Origin of the sequence: Arthrobacter sp. NicSoilC5, assembly GCF_019977395.1 — a bacterium.
Taxonomy (GTDB): Bacteria; Actinomycetota; Actinomycetes; order Actinomycetales; family Micrococcaceae; genus Arthrobacter.
Genome location: NZ_AP024660.1, coordinates 831,559 through 854,219 on the forward strand (window position 1 = coordinate 831,559; position 22,661 = coordinate 854,219).

At 66.9% G+C, this 22,661-nt stretch carries 21 protein-coding genes; 7 read left to right on the forward strand and 14 right to left on the reverse strand.

Annotated features, from left to right (window positions below; all coding sequences use genetic code 11):
• Positions 1-171: 171 nt before the first annotated feature.
• The 12 genes from LDO22_RS03800 to LDO22_RS03855 form a co-directional block, all read right to left on the reverse strand.
• Positions 172-690: a tetratricopeptide repeat protein gene (locus LDO22_RS03800; RefSeq protein WP_159631913.1), complete on the reverse strand. Its 519-nt coding sequence runs from the start codon at positions 688-690 to the stop codon at positions 172-174.
• The gene (gene aroB / locus LDO22_RS03805; RefSeq protein WP_224026153.1) at positions 690-1,781 is read right to left on the reverse strand and encodes a 3-dehydroquinate synthase; all 1,092 of its coding nucleotides are present in this window, start codon (positions 1,779-1,781) and stop codon (positions 690-692) included. Before aroB ends, LDO22_RS03800 begins: the two co-directional genes overlap by 1 nt.
• Positions 1,778-2,347 (reverse strand): shikimate kinase, encoded by a 570-nt coding sequence (locus tag LDO22_RS03810; protein ID WP_159631911.1) that lies wholly within the window; start codon positions 2,345-2,347, stop codon positions 1,778-1,780. Before LDO22_RS03810 ends, aroB begins: the two co-directional genes overlap by 4 nt.
• Positions 2,347-3,546 (reverse strand): chorismate synthase, encoded by a 1,200-nt coding sequence (aroC, locus tag LDO22_RS03815; RefSeq protein ID WP_224027151.1) that lies wholly within the window; start codon positions 3,544-3,546, stop codon positions 2,347-2,349. The genes LDO22_RS03810 and aroC overlap by 1 nt, the downstream gene beginning before the upstream one ends.
• Positions 3,547-3,569: 23 nt before the next feature.
• Entirely contained in the window at positions 3,570-4,430 is an 861-nt protein-coding gene (locus LDO22_RS03820; protein WP_224026154.1) for a shikimate dehydrogenase, read from the reverse strand.
• Positions 4,427-6,157 carry an endolytic transglycosylase MltG gene (gene mltG, locus LDO22_RS03825; RefSeq protein ID WP_224026155.1) on the reverse strand — a complete coding sequence of 577 codons (1,731 nt, stop codon included), beginning with the start codon at positions 6,155-6,157 and terminating at the stop codon, positions 4,427-4,429. Before mltG ends, LDO22_RS03820 begins: the two co-directional genes overlap by 4 nt.
• On the reverse strand, positions 6,154-6,753 hold the full coding sequence (ruvX, locus tag LDO22_RS03830; protein ID WP_159631908.1) for a Holliday junction resolvase RuvX: 600 nt from the start codon (positions 6,751-6,753) through the stop codon (positions 6,154-6,156). The genes mltG and ruvX overlap by 4 nt, the downstream gene beginning before the upstream one ends.
• A 7-nt stretch (positions 6,754-6,760) precedes the next feature.
• Positions 6,761-9,439 carry an alanine--tRNA ligase gene (gene alaS / locus LDO22_RS03835; protein WP_159631907.1) on the reverse strand — a complete coding sequence of 893 codons (2,679 nt, stop codon included), beginning with the start codon at positions 9,437-9,439 and terminating at the stop codon, positions 6,761-6,763.
• 125 nt (positions 9,440-9,564) lie between these two features.
• The gene (locus LDO22_RS03840) at positions 9,565-9,795 is read right to left on the reverse strand and encodes a DUF6167 family protein (RefSeq protein ID WP_224026156.1); all 231 of its coding nucleotides are present in this window, start codon (positions 9,793-9,795) and stop codon (positions 9,565-9,567) included.
• A 17-nt stretch (positions 9,796-9,812) separates the two neighbouring features.
• Positions 9,813-10,187: a DUF948 domain-containing protein gene (locus tag LDO22_RS03845; protein ID WP_141160339.1), complete on the reverse strand. Its 375-nt coding sequence runs from the start codon at positions 10,185-10,187 to the stop codon at positions 9,813-9,815.
• Positions 10,188-10,332: 145 nt separating this feature from the next.
• Entirely contained in the window at positions 10,333-10,959 is a 627-nt protein-coding gene (gene rpsD, locus LDO22_RS03850; RefSeq protein ID WP_009357431.1) for a 30S ribosomal protein S4, read from the reverse strand.
• Between the two features lie 169 nt (positions 10,960-11,128).
• Positions 11,129-12,598, reverse strand: a complete 1,470-nt coding sequence (locus tag LDO22_RS03855; protein WP_224026157.1) for a replication-associated recombination protein A — start codon at positions 12,596-12,598, stop codon at positions 11,129-11,131.
• A 63-nt stretch (positions 12,599-12,661) separates the two neighbouring features.
• Here LDO22_RS03855 and LDO22_RS03860 point away from each other — a divergent pair, with 63 nt between their 5' ends.
• From LDO22_RS03860 to LDO22_RS03885, 6 genes are all read left to right on the forward strand, one after another.
• The gene (locus LDO22_RS03860; protein WP_224026158.1) at positions 12,662-13,330 is read left to right on the forward strand and encodes an acVLRF1 family peptidyl-tRNA hydrolase; all 669 of its coding nucleotides are present in this window, start codon (positions 12,662-12,664) and stop codon (positions 13,328-13,330) included.
• Positions 13,331-13,396: 66 nt separating this feature from the next.
• On the forward strand, positions 13,397-14,182 hold the full coding sequence (locus LDO22_RS03865; protein WP_224026159.1) for an IclR family transcriptional regulator: 786 nt from the start codon (positions 13,397-13,399) through the stop codon (positions 14,180-14,182).
• A gap of 122 nt (positions 14,183-14,304) precedes the next feature.
• A complete protein-coding gene (locus tag LDO22_RS03870) occupies positions 14,305-15,066 on the forward strand; it encodes an SDR family oxidoreductase (RefSeq protein ID WP_224026160.1) in 762 nt (253 codons plus the stop codon).
• Positions 15,067-15,161: 95 nt separating this feature from the next.
• Positions 15,162-16,838, forward strand: a complete 1,677-nt coding sequence (locus LDO22_RS03875) for an FAD-dependent oxidoreductase (protein ID WP_224026161.1) — start codon at positions 15,162-15,164, stop codon at positions 16,836-16,838.
• Between the two features lies 1 nt (position 16,839).
• Positions 16,840-17,169 (forward strand): Dabb family protein, encoded by a 330-nt coding sequence (locus tag LDO22_RS03880; protein ID WP_224027152.1) that lies wholly within the window; start codon positions 16,840-16,842, stop codon positions 17,167-17,169.
• Between the two features lie 17 nt (positions 17,170-17,186).
• Positions 17,187-18,590, forward strand: a complete 1,404-nt coding sequence (locus LDO22_RS03885) for an MFS transporter (protein ID WP_224026162.1) — start codon at positions 17,187-17,189, stop codon at positions 18,588-18,590.
• A gap of 23 nt (positions 18,591-18,613) precedes the next feature.
• On the opposite strand, the gene LDO22_RS03890 is transcribed toward LDO22_RS03885, so the two are convergent.
• A complete protein-coding gene (locus LDO22_RS03890; protein ID WP_224027153.1) occupies positions 18,614-19,378 on the reverse strand; it encodes a GNAT family N-acetyltransferase in 765 nt (254 codons plus the stop codon).
• A gap of 138 nt (positions 19,379-19,516) precedes the next feature.
• Complete coding sequence (aspS, locus tag LDO22_RS03895; protein ID WP_224026163.1) at positions 19,517-21,313, reverse strand: aspartate--tRNA ligase; 1,797 nt, start codon at positions 21,311-21,313, stop codon at positions 19,517-19,519.
• Between the two features lie 98 nt (positions 21,314-21,411).
• Here aspS and LDO22_RS03900 point away from each other — a divergent pair, with 98 nt between their 5' ends.
• On the forward strand, positions 21,412-22,659 hold the full coding sequence (locus LDO22_RS03900; protein ID WP_224026164.1) for an APC family permease: 1,248 nt from the start codon (positions 21,412-21,414) through the stop codon (positions 22,657-22,659).
• Positions 22,660-22,661 lie beyond the last annotated feature (2 nt).

Below are 22,661 nucleotides of genomic sequence, written 5' to 3' on the forward strand. Positions count from 1 at the left end.
GGTTTCCTCTGGTTTCTTTGTCTGGCCGCGTGGTCAGATGCTGTATGCCGGGCGGGCACGCCACAACGGCCCGCCTGCACGTGTTTGTCAAAAATCGCGTGGATGCAAAAATTCCACAACCATTCTACCGGTAAATCCCGGGCAGCCTTTCCGCGGCCACCGGGCCCCGGATCAGCAGGCCAGGTCCAGGACGTCCCGGGCGCGCTGCAGGGCCACCGTGGAGGAGTAGATCTGGGCGGCATCGGCGGACTGCGCCACCCGCAGGTCAAGTGCCTTGGAGAAGGATTCAACGGCCGCGGAGGTGTGCCCGGCCGCATACTGCGTCCGTCCCAGGTATTGCAGGGCCAGCGCTTCCCGGGAGGTGCCATGCACCTCCGCCACAAGCTGGCGGAACAGTTCGATGGCGCGGTCCATCCGGTGGGAGACGCTCAGCACCTCGGCCTCGAAAACGCGCAGCCGGAACGATTCCGGGTCCTTGAAGCGGGCTTCGGCCAGCAGTTCGGCGGCGTCGGACGCGTGGCCCTCAACCAGCAGCACGAAAATCGGGTCTGCGGGATCGGTGGAGGCGGCCAAGGCGTCGCGGACAGCGTCCTCGTTCACGATCTGCGGCCGCAGGGTGTCCGGGTTGATCCGGATACCCGGGAACCCTGCCTCGGGCCAGTCTCCGGTGCCGCTCATGTCGCCCTTCATCAGGAAGCAATTTCCTGGTAGGCCGCAAACAGCAGCGACGTGTCCGGGACGTCGAGGATTCCCGGCTTGGCGATGCCGTCCAGGACAACGAAGCGCAGCAGGTCCCCACGGGACTTCTTGTCGCGGCGCATCCCGTCCAGCAGGCCCTGCCACCGGTCCCGCCGGTAGGTGACCGGAAGCCCAAGCCCGTCCAGGATGCTCCGGTGCCGGTCGGCGTCGGTATCGCTGAGCCGCCCCACGCTGCGGGCAAGTTCCGCCGCGAACATCATGCCCACGGAGACCGCGGCCCCGTGCCGCCAGGAGTAGCGTTCCACCAGTTCGATGGCGTGGCCCAGGGTGTGGCCGTAGTTCAGGATTTCCCGCAGCCCGGACTCTTTGAGGTCCTCGGAGACCACCTTGGCTTTGACGGCGATAGCCCGCTCGATCAGCTCGCGGAGCGAGTCGGAGCGGGGGTCCACCACTGCGGCGGGGTCCTTTTCCACCAGGTCAAGGATGGCGGGATCGGCGATGAAACCGCACTTGATGACCTCGGCCAGGCCTGAAATGATCTCGTTCTTCGGCAGGGTGTCCAGGGTGTCCAGGTCCGCCAGGACGGCGGCGGGCGGGTGGAAGGAGCCTACGAGGTTCTTTCCTTCGGCGGTGTTGATGCCGGTCTTGCCGCCCACGGAGGCGTCCACCATGCCCAGCAGGCTGGTGGGCATGTGGATGACCTTGACTCCGCGCAGCCAGGTGGCGGCGACGAAGCCTGCGAGGTCGGTCACTGCTCCCCCGCCCACGGCGACAATGGCATCCGAACGGGTGAAATCGTTCTGGCCAAGGACCTGCCAGCAGAAGGCGGCCACCTGGATGTGCTTGCCTTCTTCAGCGTCCGGGATTTCGGCGGTGAGGGACGTGAAGCCGGCGGCTGCGAGTTCGTCGCGGACGGTGTCACCGGTGAGGCGCAGGGCGCGGGGGTGGATCACCAGGACCCGGCGGACCCGCTCTCCGAGCAGCCCGGGAAGGTCACCAAGCAGGCCGCGCCCGACGACGACGCCGTAGTTGTTGCCGGCACCTTCGCCGGTCACGTTGATGACTGTTGATTGCGTGTTCACTTTTCAACTTCCTGTTTGGCAGCTGCGTGGTTCCGCAGTGCTGCTTCCAGCCGGCCGCCAAGCTCGGGTACCGAGCCGTGGCGGACGTCCAGGGTGATGTCGGCCAGCCTCTCGTAGACCGGCCTGCGGGTGGCGAACATTGCTGTCCAGCGGCCCATGGCGTCGCCGGCGAGGAGCGGGCGGCCGGAGTTCCGGGCGATCCTGTCCGCCACGGTATCGGCGTCGCACTCCAGGTAGACAACCGTGCAGCGGCTGATCAGCTGCTGCGTGCCCGAGTCGAGCACCGCACCGCCGCCCAGCGAAATGACGGTCAGGGTCCCTTCGGCTTCCTCCACGGCGTCAGCGACGGTGCGGGCTTCGATCTCCCGGAACGCGTGCTCGCCGCGGCCCGCGAAGATATCGGCGATGGAGCCGTGGCCGGCGACGATGACCGCGTCGGTGTCAATGAACCGGGCCCCCAGCTGCTGGGCAAGCTGCTGGCCGATGGCCGATTTGCCCACCGCCATGGGACCGATGAGCACTATCGGCCGGCCGCCGAGGGGTGCGGGACTGCTGCGGTGGAGCACTACTGGCCGATCGAGTCCAGGGATGCCGGGATGTTGTCCAGGTAACCCTTGATGTTGCGCGCGGTTTCCGCCACTGAGTCACCGCCGAACTTTTCGATGACGGCCTCGGCGAGGACCAGGGCCACCATTGCCTCGGCCACAACTCCGGCGGCCGGTACTGCACAAACGTCCGAACGCTGGTGGTGTGCCTTGGCCGGTTCGCCGGTGCTGACGTCGATGGTCCGCAGGGCGCGCGGAACCGTGGCGATGGGCTTCATGGCTGCCCGGACGCGGAGGACATCACCGATGCTCATGCCGCCTTCGATGCCGCCGGCACGGTTGCTGGCGCGGACAATCCGGCCGTCACCGTCGCGGACGATTTCGTCGTGGGCGGCGGAGCCGCGGCGGGCAGCGGTCAGGAAGCCGTCACCGACCTCCACGCCCTTGATGGCCTGGATGCCCATGAGTGCCGCGGCCAGCCTGGCGTCGAGCCGGCGGTCCCAGTGCACGTAGCTGCCCAGTCCGGGCGGGAGTCCGTATGCCAGGACCTCCACTACGCCGCCCAGGGTTTCGCCTTCCTTGTGCGCAGCGTCCACCTCGGCCACCATGGCGTCGGAGGTTTCGCGGTCGAAGCAGCGCAAGGGGTCTGTGTCCAGGGCAATAACGTCGCCGGGCACGGGCAGCGGGCGGCCTTCGGGCACCGTCACGCTGGCAATGGACACGGTGTGGCTGACAAGTTCGATGCCGAGGTGCTTGAGGAACTGCGCGGCCACCGTGCCCAGCGCCACGCGGGTGGCGGTTTCGCGGGCGCTTGCACGCTCCAGCACGGGACGGGCCTCATCGAAGCCGTATTTCTGCATGCCCGTGAAATCGGCATGGCCCGGGCGGGGGCGTGTCAGGGGTGCGTTGCGTGCCTGGTCGGCGAGGAGTTCGGGGTCCACGGGGTCGGCGGACATGATCTGCTCCCACTTGGGCCATTCGGTGTTCGCCACCTGGATGGCGACGGGACCGCCCTGGGTCAGGCCGTGGCGGACGCCGCCAAGGATAGTGACCACGTCCTGTTCGAACTTCATCCGGGCGCCGCGTCCGTAGCCAAGCCGACGGCGGGCCAGGGAGTCTGCGATGTGTCCGCCGGTGATTTCAACACCGGCGGGGACGCCTTCAATAATTCCCATCAGAGCCGGGCCATGGGATTCACCGGCAGTCAACCAACGCATAATTTCCATCCTGCCACGTAGGGCGGTCACAACGCCCGTCGGGCAAGGCCGACTGCGTCACACATCACATCTATGACAGGTGCGTTAACGTCTTCCCCGCGGCGGGTGAAGAGCCGCACCTGTTCCACGGCCTGGTACAGCAGCATCTCCAGGCCTGGCACTACGGCGCCCCCGCCGGCCTGCCACACCGAGGCGATGAGGCTGGGCCACGGATCGTAGGCAACGTCCAGCAGGACGCCGGGCGTCCTGGTCTTCAGCGCCGCAATTTCGGCGGCGAGTCCATCTGCGGCGCGGGGCGGCAGGGTGGAAATGACGACGTCGGCATCCGCCGTGGGGCGGGCCGCACCCACCATCGGGCGCACCTCAAGGGCCACGCCCAGGCTGTCCGCGGCGGAGCGGACGTCTGCTGTCCGCGACGCATCACGGACAAAGACCTGCACGCTGCCGGTGCCCAGTTCCTTCAGGGCCGCGACCGCGGATGCCGCTGTTCCGCCGCCGCCCAGGATGACGGCGGACGGTGCTGCCCGGGTACCGGCGTGGCGCAGGGCGTTGACGATGCCGGTCACGTCCGTATTGGAGCCCACAGTCTTCACTCCGCCGGCGGATTCCTCGAAAGTGACAGTGTTCACCACTCCGAGGGTGCGTGCCACGCCCCGCACTTCGTCCACCTCGCCGAGCATGGCCGTCTTCAGCGGCATGGTCACCGAGAGCCCGCGCCAGCCCGGCTGGTTCCGGATCTGGCGCATGAAGGACGGCAGCAAGGCCTCCGTGACGTCGATGGCCGTGTAGCTGATGCCCGCACCCAGCCGCTCATAGGCGGACAGGTGCAGCGCCGGGGACTTCGAGTGGCTGATCGGGTGGCCCAGGACGGCAGCCCGCAGGCTCATGTGCAGCGGCCCGCGTTGGCCTGGCACCACGCGTTGTACTGCTCCACGTAGGCGTTGTGTTCGGCCAGTGTCTTGGCGAACTTCGTCTCCTTGGTGTCCAGGTTGATGGTCACCCAGTACAGGTAGTCATTCGCCTTCGGCCGGGCGGCCGCATCAATGGCGGTCTTGCCGGGTGAGCCGATGGGTCCTGGCGGCAATCCGGGATTCGCGTAGGTGTTGTACGGGTTGGACTTGTCCTGCCGCTGCTCATCCGTGAAGTTGAAGCTTCGGGTGCCAAGGCCGTACGTGACGGCAGAGTCAACCTGCAGGAAACCGCCGGTCTGGTCGTTGGGCTTGAGGCGGTTGTAGATGGCACCGGCCACGTCGCCGTAGTCGGCCTGGCCGCCCTCGGCCTGGACGATGCTGGCCACAATGACGGCCTCGTACTGCTTGGCGGGGTCGGTGATGCCCTGCGATACCAGTTCGTCGGTGGTGGCCTTGACCAGGGCCTGCAGGATGTCCTTGGCTTGCGTGCCCAGCGGGAAGCGGTACTCGCCGGGGGCCAGGTAGCCTTCTAGGTTTTTCGCGTTGGGAGGCAGGCCGAACTGGGCAGGCTGGTTGCTGAGCGCCTGCAGGGTCTGCATGGACACTCCGGAGCCCTCCGAAATTGCCTGCAGGGACTCGTTGACCCGCAGGCCCGCGCTCAGGGCGAAGTAGATGACTTTGGTCTTGTCCTTGCCGAGCAGCACATTGACGGCGTCCGCGTTCTTCATCTCGGTCTTGAAGGTGTAGTCCCCCGGTGACAGGGTCCCGCCGGAGGCGTGGAACGCCTGCATGAATGTATCCGCGTTGGCGACCACGCGCTGGTTTTCCAGCTCGGTGGCGACAGAGCGAGTCCCTTCACCGCTGGCGACGGTCACCTGGACCTCACCCGATCCGGGGCCGGGGAAATCCGAGGGCTTGCCGCTGCCCAGGAGGGGTTTGAGGAACTGGGCGCCCACGGCGACCGCCGTTACGAAGACAGCGAGGGTCAGGAACAGGGCCAGCAGCCTGCGGCGGCGCCGGACCTTTTTGGACGGCCGCACTACCTGGGCGGCCGATGAGCCTGGCAGCAGTTCGTGGCCTGCGTCCTGGTGCGGGACGTCCGCGTGGGGGTCCTCGTGGTATCCGGCGGAGTGGTACGCATGGTCGTCGTGCACGCCTTCCTGGTGGCCGTGCACGACGGCCTCGTGGTGCAGGTCCGCCTCGTGCGCGTCGAAGTGGTGGTTGTCCAGTGGGTGCGAAACGTCGTCGCGGTGCGCGGGGTCATCGAAGTCCGCCCCGGCATGGTGGACGTCGTCCGGATGGTACCCGACGGCGTCCGGGGTGGCGTGGTGCGCAGCGTCCTCGTGCCCGGGGACGGCGTCGTGGTGCTGGAGAGGGGCCGGCACGTCGGTGCCGGCATCGTTGCCGAAGGAACCGGGCGCAGGCTGGTCTTCCTGGATGGACGGCGGTGTTTCCGGAACAGCCGGAACGTCTCCGGCGGCGGGGAGCGGAGCGAAGGTGGATTCGGCCGCGGGAGACGCGGCCGCGGGAGGAGCTGCGGGCGGCGGCGGGACGTCACCGGTTTCGTAGGCCTGCTCGGGTACGGCGTCGTGGCCTCCGGTGTTGAGGCTCTTCTCCCGGGCCCGCAGTTCCTTGCGGGTCAGCGGCCTCGCGGCCCCGGGGTCCAGCGGACCGGAGGTGTCGTCAATGTTGGCAGGGCTCACTGTTGCCTTCCATTATGTGAAGATTGGGCCGTGTCTGCGGGCATGGCGCGGACGGGCTGGTCCGCCCCACCAGCCCCCAGGTCCACGGACGGGGATGGCGCTGTCACGCGTGAGCCGACATCCGCTCCCCTGGCTTTCTGCATGTCGATGGCGTGCTGGAGAATCCCCGCCGCCGCGACCTGATCAACTACTTTACGGTGATCCCTGCTGCTCATGCCAGCTTCGTGCAGGTTGCGGTGGGCCGAGACACTGCTGAGGCGTTCGTCCACCAGGTTGACCGGGACTGCCAGGCCGCGGGCGGCGAGCTCGGCCGCCAGGAGCAGGGCGTAGTCCGTGGCCATCCTCGCCGAGGAGTGTTCCTCGCCCTTCATGGTCCGCGGCAGGCCAACGATGACCTGCACGGCTCCCAACTCCTCCGCCAGTTTGGCGATGACGCGTACGTCGGAGTTTTTCCTGGCATTCCGGTCGAGGGTTTTGTAGGGCGTGGCCAGGATGGAGTCCCGGTCGCAGATGGCCACCCCTACGCGGACGGTGCCGACGTCCACCCCCAGTTTCACGCCCTGGGGGTAGCCGCCGGCAGCAACAGCATCGGTCATGGCTGGGTTATCGCCCCGCGATGGCGTCGACGACGGCGGTCAGGGCAGCGCCGACCTTACCGGCATCGGTACCGCCACCCTGGGCAACATCGTCCTTGCCGCCGCCTCCGCCGCCGAGCACGCCGGCAGCGACGCGCACCAGGGCACCGGCCTTGACGCCGGCCTCCCTGGCCGCTTCGTTGGTGGCGACCAGGATCAGCGGGCGGTCGTTGGCGACGCCTGCCACGGCAACCGCGGCAGCCGTGGAGCCGAGGCGGTTGCGCAGGTCAAGGGCCAGGCCGCGGAGGTCGTCGGCACCGCTGACGGTTCCTGCATCGTGGGCCACCACCCGGACGCCGGCGGCATCCTTGGCGGTGTCAACCAGCTGCGCGGCAACAGCGGTCAGTTGTTCCTTGCGGAGCCGGTCCAGTTCCTTCTCGGTAGCCTTCAGCTTGGCCAGTGTGGCGGAGATCCTGTCGGCGAGCTGGCCGGAGGGCACCTTCAGCAAGTCCGTGAGCTCGGTGACCAGGGCGCGCTCCGCCGCGAGGTGGCGGAACGCTTCCATGCCCACAAACGCTTCCACGCGCCGGTTGCCTGAACCCACGGACTGTTCGCCCAGGAGGGACAGGCTGCCGATCAGCGAGGTGTTGGCGACGTGGGTGCCGCCGCACAGTTCGCGGGACCAGGCGCCGTCGATTTCCACGACGCGCACTTCGCTGCCGTAGTTCTCGCCGAAGAGGGCCATGGCGCCCATGGCCTTGGCTTCGGCCAGGCCCATGATCTTCGTTTCCACGGAGTAGTTGTTGCGGATCGCGAGGTTGGAAACCTCTTCGATCTCGGACCGTGTGGCTGTGCTCAGGCCCTCGCCCCAGGCAAAGTCGAAGCGCAGGTAGCCGGCTTTGTTGAAGGAACCGCGCTGGGTGGCTTCCGGGCCAAGGATCTGGTGCAGGGCGGCGTGGACGATGTGCGTGCCGGTGTGGGCCTGCTCGGCGGCATGGCGGCGTTCACGGTCGACGGCGGCGCGCACCAGCGAGTCGGCGCCGATTTCGCCCTCGCGGACAATCGCCTTGTGCACGCTCAGGCCCTTGATGGGGCGCTGGACGTCGAGGACCTCGACGACGAAGCCGTCGCCGGTGATCAGGCCCGTGTCCGCGGCCTGGCCGCCGGCCTCGGCGTAGAACGGCGTTTCCGCAAGGACCAGTTCAATCTCGTCTCCGGTGGCTGCCTGCTGGACCTGGCGTCCGGCGCTGAGCAGGCCGCGGACGCGCGACTCGCCTTCGAGCTCGGTGTAGCCGGTGAAGACGGTCTCGCCCTGGCCCAGGAGTTCCTGGAAGACGCTGACGTCCGCGTGGCCTCCCTTTTTGCCCTTGGCATCGGCCTGGGCGCGCTGGCGCTGTTCCTGCATCAGGCTGCGGAAGGCCGCCTCATCCACTTTCAGCCCGGCCTCTTCGGCCATTTCGAGGGTGAGGTCGATGGGGAAGCCGTAGGTGTCGTGCAGCGCGAATGCGTCCTCGCCGGACAGCGGCTTGTTGGCTGCCTTGGATTCCTTGACGGCGTCCTCGAGCCGGGCCGTGCCGGAGGCGATGGTGCGCAGGAAGGCCTTCTCCTCGGCGTAAGCGATGCGGCTGATCCGGTCAAAGTCGGTGGCCACCACGGGGTAAACGCCCTTCATGGCGTCGCGTGAGGCGGGCAGCAGGTCAGGCAGGCAGGCCTGTTCGACGCCGAGCAGGCGCATGGAGCGGACGGCCCGGCGGATCAGGCGGCGCAGGACGTAGCCGCGGCCCTCGTTGGAGGGGGTCACGCCGTCGGAGATCAGCATCAAGGCCGACCGGACGTGGTCCGCCACGACGCGCATGCGGACGTCGTCCGTGTGGTGGGGATCGTCCTCGGACTCGGCGGAGGTGTACTCCTTGCCGGAGAGTTCTGCGGCTTTGTCGATCACGGGACGGACCTGGTCGGTTTCATACATGTTCTCGACGCCCTGCAGGATCATCGCGAGGCGTTCCATGCCCAGGCCGGTATCGATGTTCTTCTTCGGCAGCTCACCGACAATGTCGAAGTCGACCTTGGAGCGGACGTTCTCGATCTGGTACTGCATGAACACGAGGTTCCAGATCTCGATGTAGCGCGTCTCGTCAGCCAGCGGTCCGCCTTCGATGCCGTAGGCCGGTCCGCGGTCATAGTAGATCTCGGAGCAGGGACCGGCCGGGCCGGGCTGGCCCGTCGACCAGTAATTGTCCGACTTGCCCATGCGCTGGATGCGCTCAGCGGGGACGCCGGTGTTCTTCAGCCACAGTTCCTCGGCTTCGTCATCCTCCTCGTAGACCGTCACCCACAGCTTCTCGGGCGGAAGTCCGTAGCCGCCGTCGTCAACGCTCTTGGTGAGCAGCTCCCAGGCGAACTTGATGGCGTCTTCCTTGAAGTAGTCGCCGAAGGAGAAGTTGCCGCACATCTGGAAGAACGTGCCGTGGCGGGCAGTCTTGCCCACTTCCTCGATGTCGCCGGTGCGGATGCACTTCTGGACGCTGGTGGCGCGGGAGTAGGGCGCTTCCTCGCGGGCGGTGAGGTAGGGAATGAACGGGACCATGCCGGCCACCGTGAACAGCAGCGATGGGTCGCTGGAGACCAGCGATGCGGAGGGAACCGCGGTGTGGCCCTTGCTGACAAAAAAGTCCACCCAGCGCTTTGTGATCTCCTGCGACTTCATGAGCTGTTTTCTTACCCTTCTTGGTCCGCGCCGAGGGGTGGCACGGTATTTCGTTCAAGTGGCGGGTCCCTCAACGGGGACCTGCCGGTTGTTGGCTGGCTGCCTGCGTGAAGCCCCTGAGGGCCTTAGCGGCGGACCACTTCAGCGGACTCGATGCCCAGGGCGGTCCTCAGGTCGGTTTCCCGTTCATGCATCCCTGCGCGCACGGCGTCGGCGAAGTCGTAAACTCCGTCGGCCAGCCGTCCCACGGTGCGGTTGAGGCCCTCCGGCCCGAGGCTGGACTGGGCCTGGCTCACTTTTCGGAAGGCAATGACGCCAATGGCCACGCCGATTCCCATCCAGACAATTCTTTTCATGTTTGTTCTTTTCGGATCTAGCGGCTGCGGCGCCCGGCGGCGGGCTTCCGGCGGTTGGCGAAGGCGCTGCGGACGCCGTAGCTGAAGGCGGCAACCTTGATGAGCGGGGAACCAACCGTTGCGGCCACCAGCGAGGACAGCGCTGAGATGTTGGCGGACGCATCCGAGACGTTCGACGAGATGCCGTCAACCTTCTTCAGCTGCTGGTTGGTGGTGGAAACGGTGGCCGTGACCTCGTCCATCAGGGGGGTGGCGCCGTCGCTGAGGGACCTGATGGTGGTCCGCACCTCATCGAAGACTTTTCCCAGCTTCAGGATGGGCACCGCAAGCAGCAGGACCAGGAGCGCGAACACCCCGGCAGCGATCAGGCCGGCAATATCGCCACCAGACATAGACGTTCATCTCCTCGAAATTCCGTGGGTGGGTCCCATCCTGCAGGCGCCCGGAGGGGGCGCCGCGCAGATGTCCCCCAAGTACCTTACATACAAAGAAGCCCGCGGCGCTTGCCACGGGCTTCTTTGGGTACGCTGCTGGGATTTAGCGTGCGTAGAATTCGACGACGAGCTGCTCTTCGCAGGTCACCGGGATTTCGGAACGCTTGGGGCGGCGCACCAGGCGGGCCTGGAGGGCTTCCAGCTTGACGTCCAGGTAGGCCGGAACGGCAGGCAGGACGTCGCGGTGGGCACCGGCGGCGGCAACCTGGAGCGGAACCATGGTTTCGCTGCGGCTGTGGACGTGGACCAGCTGGCCCTCGCCGACGCGGAACGACGGGCGGTCAACGCGGACGCCGTCAACCATGATGTGGCGGTGCACAACCAGCTGGCGGGCCTGGGCGATGGTGCGGGCAAAGCCGGCACGCAGGACCAGGGCGTCAAGGCGCATTTCGAGCAGTTCGATGAGGTTCTCACCGGTCAGGCCCTTGGTGCGGCGGGCTTCTTCGAAGGCACGGGTCATCTGTGCTTCGCGGATGCCGTACTGGGCGCGCAGGCGCTGCTTTTCGCGCAGACGTACAGCGTAGTCGGAGTCCTGCTTCTTGCGGGCACGGCCATGCTCACCGGGGCCGTACGGGCGGCGCTCCATGTACTTGGCGGCCTTGGGGGTCAGAGCAATGCCGAGGGACCGCGAGAGGCGGGCCTGACGGCGAGCACGAGTGTTGTTAGCCACTTGTGTCCTTCCAATATCTGCGGTGTGTCAGTGTTACTGGCCTCCACGATGGAGAGCATCGGCCAACCGCTGCCTTTTGCTACTGGGCGCAGGGCATAACCTTGCCAACCTGAATTGGGGAGATTGTGCGTCCGCGCCTTGCCAGACAAAGATTCAGTTTACCACGGCATTACGTGCCCCGGACAATCCTCCGCAGGCGTTCCAGCCGTTGGGCGATATCCCGTTCGGCACCGTTGCCGGTGGGCTGGTAGTAGTCGCGGCCCACCAGGTCATCCGGCGGGTACTGCTGGGTGGCCACTGCGTGCGGCGCATCGTGGGCGTATTTGTAGCCAACGCCGTGGCCCAGCTGCTTCGAGCCCGGATAGTGGGCATCGCGCAGGTGCGCGGGAATTCCGACGCCGAGGCCCGCCCGGACGTCCGCGATCGCTTTGTTGATGCCCATGTAGGCGGCGTTCGACTTTGGTGCGGTGGCGAGGTGGACCACGGCCTCGGCCAGGATGATCCGACCCTCGGGCATACCGATCAGCTGGACCGCCTGTGCTGCTGCCACGGCGGTCTGCAGCGCGGTGGGGTCTGCCATGCCCACGTCCTCCGCCGCGGAGATGACAATCCGCCGGGCGACGAACCGGGGGTCCTCCCCCGCCTCGAGCATCCGGGCGAGGTAGTGCAGGGCCGCGTCCACGTCGGACCCCCTGATGGATTTGATAAAGGCGCTGGCTACGTCGTAGTGCTGGTCGCCGGCCCGGTCATACCGGACGGCGGCCGCATCCAGGGCGCGCTCGGTGTGGCGCAGCTCCACGGTGACCGGCTCTTCGTCGGCAGGCGCGGTGGGTGCGCCTTCCTCCCCCACGGAACGTTCGACGTCGTCCGCGTCACCGAACGCGACGCCGGCCGCGGCCTCCAGGGCCGTAAGGGCGCGGCGGGCGTCGCCGCCGGACAGCCGGATCAGGTGTTCCAGCGCATCATCGCTGAGCCGGACCTTGCCGCCCAGCCCCCGCGGATCCTCCACGGCCCGGACCAGGAGGCCCTCGATGTCAGCATCGGTCAGGGGCTTGAGCGTGAGGAGCAGGGAGCGGGAGAGCAGGGGCGAGACCACCGAGAAGGAGGGGTTCTCCGTGGTGGCAGCCACCAGGACCACCCAGCGGTTTTCGACGCCGGGCAGCAGGGCGTCCTGCTGGGCTTTGTTGAAGCGGTGGATCTCATCGAGGAACAGCACCGTGGTGGTCTTGTACAGGTCGCGGGCCGTCAGGGCGTCGTCCATGACACGTCGGACGTCCTTGACGCCTGCGGTGATGGCGGACAGCTCCACGAACTTGCGGCCGGGTCCGCGCGCAATCACATGCGCCAGGGTGGTCTTACCGGTACCGGGAGGGCCCCAGAGGATCAGGGAGCTGGGTCCGGCCGGACCGGCGGCATCCGCGCCCGCCCCGGCTGCCAGTTGGCGCAGCGGCGACCCCTGGCCGAGCAGGTGCTGCTGGCCCACCACTTCGTCCAGGGTGCGGGGCCGCATGCGGACGGCCAGCGGGCTGCGCGGCGAACCCTTGCCCCGCGAACCCTGTCCCCGGGAACCTGCGCTTTCCCCCGCGACGGGACGATCGTCGTCGTCGTTTTCTGGCCCGTTCCCGAAGAGATCATCCACATAGATAGGCTACTTCCAGTCCAGCACCTGCTTTTCCCCCTCCCCCAAACCCAAGGAACCGCCATGCCCGTCCCAGGTCCAACCGGTGCCCCGCCGTCCGTGAGGACAGCATTCGTGTCCGGTCCGCGGCTTGCGGGCTGGGCGGAGCGCTTCGGCACCTCCCACGGCGGTTACCAGCTGCAGGATGTCGACGACGGCCTGCTCCTTGTGGCGGCCGACGGCGCGGAGGCGCTCCTGCAGGCGCCGTGGCCGGCTAATGGGCGTCCGGGACGCGGCGCCGGCCCGCTGGAGCGGCTGGCTGCGCTTGCGTCACAGCCACGCCGCCTGGGATTGCTGCTGGTGCGGCGGGGCGGATACGGCATCGGGGTGACAAGCGAAGGCACCCTGCTCGCGTCCAAGGCCGGCACCCGGCACGTCCAGTCCCGAACGGCGGCTGGCGGCCAGTCCCAGCAGCGGTTTGCCCGCCGCCGTTCCAACCAGGCGGATGCCCTGGTGGCGGCCGTGGCGCAGCAGGCGGCGGAGGTGTTCCGCGCGGCCGCCTTCGAATATGTGGTGCCCGGCGGCGACAGGGCCCTGGCTGACCTGGTCCTCCAGGACCCCGCCCTGCGTGATTACGCGCGCCTGCCGCGCCTGCCCTACCTGGACGTTACCGAGCCCCGGGCCGCCGTGCTGAAGAAGGCCGCGGCTGATGCGTGCTCCGTAAGGGTGACAGTGACCGATCCGCCAGGCTGAGCCTGACGGGAACAGGGGGCGGCACAGGAGGAGGATTACCATTGAGCGGGAATCCGAAGGAGCAATGTGGCCAATTCCGCGTCGGGCGAGTCGATCATCGGCCGCTTCGTGAAGATCGTGAGTGCATTCGACGACCGCCATAGTTCCATGAGCGTCGCCGAACTTGGGCGCAGGACCGGGCTGCCGGTCACCACCACCTACCGGCTGGTCAACGATCTGCTCCACGAACGGCTGCTCGAACGTGAGCCCGGCGGCGACATCCATATAGGCACCCGGATGTGGGAACTGGCCTCCCGGGGGTCCAAGACGCTCAGCCTGAGGGAAGCCGCGCTGCCTTTCATGGAGGACGTCCAGTCCGTGGTGCAGCACTCCACCACGCTGGGCATCCTGGATTCGGACGAAGTGCTGTACATCGAGCGCCTGGGCTCGGATAAGACCATCGTGGACATCACCAAAGTTGCGGGCCGGCTGCCGCTCCACGCGACGTCGTCGGGCCTAGTCCTCCTGGCACACTCCCCCGCGGCCTACCAGGACAGGTTCTTGGCCCGGCCCCTGACGAAATTCACCGAAACGACGCTGACCGACCCGTCCGAGCTGCGCCGCCATCTGGCCGCGATCAGGCAGCGGGGCTTTGCAGCCATGCCGGGCGTGATTGTTCCCGAATCCAGCGGCATCGCCGTTCCCGTCTTCGGACCGGACAACTCCATCCGCGCGGCGCTCAGCGTGGTGGTCCCGCGCAACGAGGAGAATGCAGCCGCCCGGGTGCCCGTGCTGATGGCATCGGCCCGCGGGATCTCGCGGGCCCTCGGCTGGCGGGGCGAGTTGAAGGGCACCCTTCGCCAGAGCCACTAGGCAAAGCCACAGGAACCAACTTTTGCCGTTGATCGGTAAACATGTGGTTCCAGTCACAGCTCCCCTGCCACTCTGGCTGGGATGCAGCAACGAGGCTGCTGGAGTTACGAGGAGCAGACCGCATGAACACCACAGCGAACCGCGTGGCAGGCAAGACTGCAGTCGTCACAGGGGGCCGCGGTGACCTGGGCAAGGCCACCGCCGCCCTGCTGGCAGAACACGGCGCAGCAGTCGCCAGCCTGGACGTTGCCGGCATCCCCGCCGCAACCTCCCACACCAACGTCAAAGAGTACGACGTCGATGTCACCAGCGAGGAGAGCGTCGCGGAAGCCATCCGCCAGGTCCGCGAGGATCTCGGGACGCCGGACATCCTGGTCAACGCCGCCGGAATAATTGGGCCGGCCGGAGCCTCGCACACCGCCTCGGTGTCCGACTTCGACACGATCTTCAACGTCAACGTCAAGGGCGTTTGGCTCATGACCAAGCACGTGATCCCCGGCATGATCGAAAAGGGCGCCGGCAGTATCGTCAACTTCTCCTCCATCCACGGAATCACGGGCGGACGGAACGTGCCGCTGTACCACGCGACCAAGGGTGCAGTCCGGCTCCTGAGCAAGTCCGATGCGGCGGCGTACGGTGCCCACGGCATCCGGGTGAATTCCATCCACCCCGGCTCCATGGACACCCGGATGAGCCGCCGCTCCGCCGAGCAGTCGGACATCGGCGCTGATGCTTACTACAAGCAGCTGGTGGGCTCCAATCCCCTTCCCCGGCAGGGCAAACCGGACGAGATCGCCTACGGGGTGCTGTACCTGGCCTCCGACGAGTCCCGCTTCACCACCGGTTCCGAGCTGGTTATCGACGGCGGCTACACCGCCATCTAACCCGGGCGCCGGGTTCCCGGCCCTGGCAGCCGCTTGACAGAGCCGTTGGCGCAGGCATCTGCGCAACCATTTCCTCCTCCTGAAAGGCAACACCCATGAAATTCGTCAATGGAACCGCAGCCGAAAGCTACGACGTCGTCATCGTCGGATCCGGCGCCGGCGCACTCACCGCGGCGGCCACCGCAGCGCGCGCCGGCAAGTCCGTCGTCGTCCTGGAAAAGAGCCCCCTGCTGGGCGGCACGTCCGCCGTCTCCGGCGGCATGCTGTGGGTGGCGGATAACCACCACGCCCGGGAAGCCGGCATGACCGATTCGAAGGAAGCGGCCGCAAAGTACGTGCGTGCCGTGGCCCGGGGACGCGGACGGGAGGAGCTCCTGGACGCCGCCCTGGACTACGGGGACCAGATGCTCCGCTTCGTTGAGGAGGAATGCGGCGTCCGCTTCATCTTCCTCAACAACTTCCCGGACTACCGCCAGGACCTCCCCGGCGCGGTGGAGGGCGGCCGCACAGTGGAACCCGAGCTGTTCAACAGCAAGGAAGCCCTCGGCAAGCTCACCGCGCACGTCCGCACTGACGGCCGGGCCCCGTTCACAATGCAGGAATACGAAAACTGGGGCGCCTTCACCAAGTTCCCCTGGGACGACCTCAACCAGCGCCAGGCTGACGGGCTCGTGGCCAAGGGCCAGGCCCTGGTGTCCATGCTCCTTGCCAGCCTGGTCCGCGACGGTGCCGCACTAGTCACCGAAGCACGGGGCCGTCGGCTGCTGACAGACGGCACCCGGGTAACCGGCGTCGAGGTCGAATCCGGTCAGGCCTTCCACGCAAACGATGCCGTAGTACTGGCCACCGGCGGCTTCGAATGGGACAAGGCACTCGCCGACTCGATGCTGGCCTCGCGGCTTTACACGATGTGCTCGCCGCCCTCGAACACCGGCGACGGCCTGCGGATGGCCCAGCGGATCGGCGGCCAGACCCGCGGCACCAGGGAAGCCTGGTGGGCCCCAATGTCCGTCACCGGGGACACCCGGGACGGCCAGCCGATCGGCACCCTGCTGCGCTTCGAACGCCAGGGCCCTGGATCGATCATGGTGAACCGCCACGGCCACCGTTTCGCGAACGAATCCCAGAACTACAACGACCTCGCCCGGAGCCTGCAGTCCTGGGACTCCCCCAAAAACCAGACCCTCAATACCCCTGTCCACGTAATCGTCGACCACACGTACATGGAGCGCTATGGCATCCTGGCCCACCGCGCCGGCCAGCCCACTCCCGGCTACCTGATCGAGGCGGACACATTAGAAGAACTCGCGGCCAAGATCGACGTGCCTGCGGAAGACCTCCGCGCAACCGTGGCACGGTTCAACGAATACGCGGTCAAGGGCGAAGACCCCGACTTCGGCCGCGGTGAAAGCGCCTACGACAAGTACTGGGGCGACGAGGAGAACCCGTACCCGAACCCCTCTCTCGGTCCGCTGCAGACCGGGCCGTTCTACGCCATGGAAGTGGTCAATGGCGCTTTCGGCACCAACGGCGGCGTTGCAACCGACGGGCTGGCCCGCGTGCTCGACGTCGACAACCAGCCCATCAAGGGCCTGTTCGCCGCTGGAAACACAACCGAAAACGCCTACGCAGCCGGATACCCCGGCGCCGGAGCAACCCTTGGGCCAATCATGACTATGGGCTACCTGGCAGGCCGCACCATCGCCGGGCTGCGGCCGGAGTATTGCGCGGCTGAACGAAACGGAGCAGGCGCGGAACTGGTGGGTGCCTGAGATGATCCGCCATACCGTGCTCTTCAAGTTCAAACCGGATTTTCCGCCCGCTGACAAGCATGCCTGGATCACCGGACTCGACAGGATGGCCGGGAACATTCCCGGCATGCTCAGCCTGACCCACGGCGCTAACGTGCTCGGGACCGAGCGCTCTTTCGACTACGCCATTGTGGCCGATTTCGAATCGGTCGAGGACATTGCGGTCTACAACACCCATCGCCTGCACGAGCCGCTTAAGTCCTACTCATTTCCCAACAGCCAGCAAATCCTCTCGGTGGACTTCCACCTGGCGGATTCCCAGCAGGCTCCCACTGAGACACCGACGTCTTGAGGAGAACCATGCAGTCCATGTCCCCATCCCAATCGGCACCAGATACTGCCCAGCGTAAAACTCCGGGCAAAGCGGCGTTGGCGTCCTTCCTCGGCAGCACGCTTGAGTACTACGATTTCTTCATCTACGGGACGGCCGCCGCCCTGGTCTTTCCGCACATCTTCTTTCCGACCGCAGACCCGGCGGTCGGGTTGATCAGTGCATTTGCCACGTTCGGCGTAGCCTACGTCGCCCGTCCGGTTGGAGGCCTGGTCATGGGCCACTTCGGGGACAAACTGGGCCGCAAGAAAATCCTGCTGCTCACCCTCGGCATCATGGGCCTGTCGTCATTGGGTATCGGGTTCCTGCCCGGTTACGAACAGGTGGGCATCTGGGCCCCGATCCTCCTGGTGGCCGGCCGCCTGGCCCAGGGGTTTTCCGCCGGCGCGGAATCGGCGGGCGCCTCGACCCTGACCCTCGAACATTCACCGGAAGGAAAAAGGGGCTTCTTCACCAGCTTCGTGATGACCGGCTACGCCTCCGGCATGGTGCTTGCCACCCTCGTCTTTATTCCCGTGGCAGCCCTGCCACAAGAAGCCATGATGGCTTGGGGATGGCGCATTCCCTTCTGGCTCTCCATCGTGGTCCTCGGGATCGCTTATTGGGTGCGGACGCACTTGGACGAGACCCCCGTTTTTGAGGAAGCCCAGGCAACGGACCAGGTGGCCCCGATGCCGATTAAGGAAGTGCTCAGGTTCCAGGGGGCTGACGTTATGCGCGTCGTGGGGATGTCCATCATGTCCGTCATGCAGACCGTTTTCACCGTGTTCGGATTGGCCTATGCCACCACTACTGCCGGCTTTGACCGAGCGTCCATCCTGACCGTCAATGCTGTGGCCATCGGACTGTCGATGGTGGCCATGCCGCTCGCGGCCAGGCTTTCGGACCGGATAGGACGACGCCCCTTGCTGCTTACGGCCGCCATCGGCTGCTCGGTTACGATCTTCCTCTACTTCCTCGCCCTGTCCTCCGGCAACCTCGCGCTGGTCTTCCTGTCCGCCTTCCTCAACATGACGGTGCTCTATTCGGGCTTCAACGGCATTTGGCCGGCATTCTTCGCGGAACAGTTCGCCGCCCCCGTCCGTTACACCGGAATGGCACTGGGTAACCAGCTCGGACTGGTTCTCGCCGGATTCGCACCAATGATTGCCGGCATGCTCCTTGCCCCCGGTATAACCGGTTGGATTCCGGTGGCTGTCTTCGCCACGGTCTGCATGCTTATCGCGGCAGCATCGGCCTTCTACTCCCCGGAGACCTTCAGGACACCTATTGCCGAACTGGGCGCCTCCTACCTCAAGGGATCCGCACAGCGCCGTGATCTGCTGCAGGCAAGCAGGCATGAACTGCAGGACGCACCAACAGCGGGCACCCGGATCCACTGATCCCGCGGGCCCCTAATGCAGCCCTAGCAACCAGTCTGGGCGCGCTGCGGGCGTTCCTGCCGGTACAGGTATCGGCCGGCCTCACGGAACCCGGCTTTCCCGTAGAGTTGCTGCGCCCCACGGTTCGCCGCTGTGACCAGAAGCCAGAAGCCGTCCAATCCCCGCTCGTTGCCTGCCCGCAGCAGGGATTGCAGGATGACGGCCGCGAAGCCCTGGCGGCGCGCGTCCGGAAGGGTAGCCATGCAGTAGAGGCCGCCCTGCCCGCTGCCGCGCGGGAGGGCAAGGCGCCCGACGGCGGCAGCCCTGCCACCACGGTCCCGCACCAGGGCATACACGGAGGGACAGCCCCTGAGGATGGTTTCCGCGACGGCCGGGGAGTCCTCCCCGCCGCGGCCGTCCACCTCCCACCAGACCCGCAGCCACTCCCCTGACGGCTCCGTGGCGAGTTCCACCGCCGGCGTGGCGCCTGCGGGAATCCGGGCATCCATCGCGCTGCGGGTCATGACCAGGGTCTCGGACTGGCGGGTGAAGCCCTCCGCGTCCAGCAGCTCATGGAGACCGGACGCTGCCGGGGTGTCGAAGACTTGGAAGATGACCGGCAAGCGGCGGCTGCGGTACCAGGCCCTGGCCTCCCTGAGCAGGCCCGGGAGGTCGTCGCTGCACCGGTCGACACCGTACTCTTCACTGCGTGGCCAGATGGAGTTGGCCCGTTGGGTGACGCCTGCGGCCGCACGAAGCGTCCAGCTGCCGGCATCATGGCGGTCCGGTGCTGGCCATGCTGCGTCCATGGCGGCTTCAAGGCCCGGGGGTGCGGGTTGGACCGGGCTCGGTGTGGTCACGGGGCTGTTCCTTCCTTAACGGCAGGAGGTCCCCCGGGCGAACCGGGGAACCTCCAATGATTGCGGCCTGGAGCCACTAACCGTGCACTACTGCTTGTCTTCGGGCTTCTTCACTTCGGGCTTTTTGGCCTCGGGCTTGAAGTCCACCCCTGCTTCCTTGCGCTGCTGCGGCGTGATGGGGGCCGGGGCCTCGGTGAGGGGGTCGTGTCCACCGCCGGACTTCGGGAAGGCGATGACGTCGCGGATGGACTCGACTCCTGCCAGCAGGGAGACCACGCGGTCCCAGCCGAAGGCGATGCCGCCGTGCGGAGGCGCGCCGTACTTGAAGCCCTCCAGCAGGAACCCGAACTTGGTCTGGGCGTCCTCCTTGTCCAGGCCCATCAGTTCGAAGACGCGCTCCTGCACGTCGCGCTGGTGGATACGGATGGAGCCGCCACCAATTTCGTTGCCGTTGCAGACGATGTCGTAGGCGTAGGAGAGCGCCGACTCGGGATCCTTGTCGAACGTGTCAAGGAATTCCGGCTTGGGTGAGGTGAAGGCGTGGTGCACGGCAGTCCACTGGCCTCCGCCGACAGCAACGTCGCCGGAGGCAACGGCAGCGGCGGCGGGCTCAAACATGGGCGCGTCCACAACCCAGCAGAAAGCCCAGTCCGTGGGGTCGATCAGGCCGGTGCGGTGGCCGATTTCCACGCGGGCGGCACCCAGCAGGGCGCGCGAGGGAGTCTTTTCACCAGCGGCGAAGAAGATGCAGTCGCCGGGCTTCGCGCCCACAGCGTCGGCCAGGCCGGCACGCTCGAACTCGGTGAGGTTCTTCGCCACGGGGCCGGCGAGTTCGCCGTCCTCCTTGTACAGGACGTAGGCAAGGCCCTTGGCGCCGCGCTGCTTGGCCCATTCCTGCCACGCGTCCAGGGCACGGCGTGCCTGGGAAGCGCCGCCGGGCATGACCACGGCACCCACGTAGGGAGCCTTGAACACGCCGAAGTTGGTGTCCTTGAAGAAATCGGTGAGCTCGGTCAGTTCCAGCCCGAAGCGAAGGTCCGGCTTGTCGGAGCCGTACCGGGCCATGGCGTCGGCGTAGGTGATGCGCTGGATGGGCGTCGGGATGTCCGCTCCGATGAGCTGCCACACTGCCTTAACGATGTTTTCGCCCAGCCGGATGATGTCGTCCTGGTCGACGAAGCTGGCCTCGATGTCCAGCTGGGTGAATTCCGGCTGCCTGTCCGCACGGAAGTCCTCATCGCGGTAGCAGCGTGCAATCTGGTAGTACTTCTCGAACCCGCCCACCTGCAGCAGCTGCTTGAAAAGCTGCGGGGACTGCGGGAGCGCGTACCAGGAACCCGGGGCCAGGCGTGCCGGAACCAGGAAGTCACGGGCGCCTTCCGGCGTCGAACGCGTCAGCGTGGGCGTCTCAATCTCCACGAAGCCCTCCTGGTGGAGCAGGTCGCGCGCCACCCGGTTGGCCTCGGAGCGCAGGCGCAGGTTGCGGCTGGGGCCGGGGCGGCGAAGGTCCAGGTAGCGGTGCTTGAGGCGGGCTTCCTCGCCGACTTCCACGTGTTCGTCAATTTGGAACGGCAGGGGGTCGGAGGTGTTGAGGATGGTGACATCCTCGGCGATGACCTCGATCTCTCCGGTCGCGAGGGCGGGATTCTCGTTCCCCTCCGGACGCTTGGACACGGTGCCCGTGACCTGCAGGACGTACTCGTTGCGCAGTCCGTGGAACACTTCTTCCTCGCGGACCACCACCTGGGCCACGCCGGAAGCGTCGCGAAGGTCAACGAATGCCACACCACCGTGATCACGACGGCGGCCCACCCAGCCGGCCAGGGTTACGGTTTGTCCAATGTGCTCGGAACGAAGGGATCCGAGGTCATGTGTGCGCAGCACAGCACGCCTTTCTGCGGGAAAACAGTGGGAAGTTTCAATATGATCGTTGCGGGAACGATCCCGTCCGAGTTTACCCGCTGGAAAGGGAATGCCGCCGCATGAGCGAACCGCAGCAGCTGCAGCGCAGGCTCGGGACCTTTGACGCCACCGCGATCGGACTGGGTTCCATGCTGGGTGCCGGCGTGTTTGTGGTCTTCGCTCCGGCCGCCGCGCTGGCAGGGAATCTCCTGGTCCTGTCGGTGCTCATCGCGGGAGTAGTGGCGTACTGCAACGCCGTGGCCTCTGCCGCCCTCGCCGCCAAATACCCCACCAGCGGCGGTACTTACGTGTACGGGCGGAACCAGCTCGGCGAGTGGCCGGGTTTCCTGGCCGGCTGGGGTTTCGTGACAGGCAAGACGGCGTCGTGCGCGGCCATGGCGTTGACGTTCGGCAGCTACGTAGCGCGGGATTATGCGGTCCCGGTGGCTGTGGCCGCCGTCGTGGCGCTCACCGGAGTCAACCTGCTCGGCATTACCCGGACCGCCCTGCTGACACGCATCCTGCTGTGCATGGTCCTGGCGACGCTGGTGTTCGTCGCCGTGGCCGCGTGGCTGGGCCCGCACACCGCGGCGGTACTGGCCGGGCCGCCGTCGGGCAACCCGGCGGGAGTCCTGCCGGCAGCAGGGCTCATGTTTTTCGCTTTCGCCGGCTACGCCCGGATCGCCACGCTGGGCGAAGAGGTCAAAGACCCCACACGGGCCATCCCGCGGGCCATCCTGGCGGCCCTGGCAGCCGCTTTCGCCATCTACCTGCTGCTGGCACTGCTCCTGCTGAACCACCTCGGAGAGCGGCTTGCCGCGTCCGGAACTCCCCTGCTGGACGCAGTATTGGATTCCCGCCTTGCCCCTGCCGCGCCGCTGGTGCAGGCGGGCGCAGCCGCTGCATGCCTGGGTGCCCTCCTCGCCCTCATCACGGGCGTGGGGCGGACCACCCTGGCCATGGCACGGGAACGCGACCTGCCGGGTCCGCTGGCAAAGGTGGGCGGCACCCACACCGTCCCGTTCGTTGCGGAACTGGCTGTGGCCGTCGTCGTCATCCTGCTCCTGCTGACCACCAACGTGATGACGGTGGTGGGCTTCTCAAGCTTCGGCGTACTGGTGTATTACGCCGTGGCGAACGCGTCCGCCTTCACCCTCACGGCCCATCCCGGCTATGCCCGCCGCTGGCTGAACGCCGTGGGATTCCTGGGCTGTGTCGTCCTCGCCTTCACCCTGCCGCCGGCGCCCGTGCTGACCATGGCCGCGGTCCTCGCAGCCGGGGTGGCCGGGCGCTGGCTGGCGCTGCGCCTCCGGCAGCACCAGTCCTGACT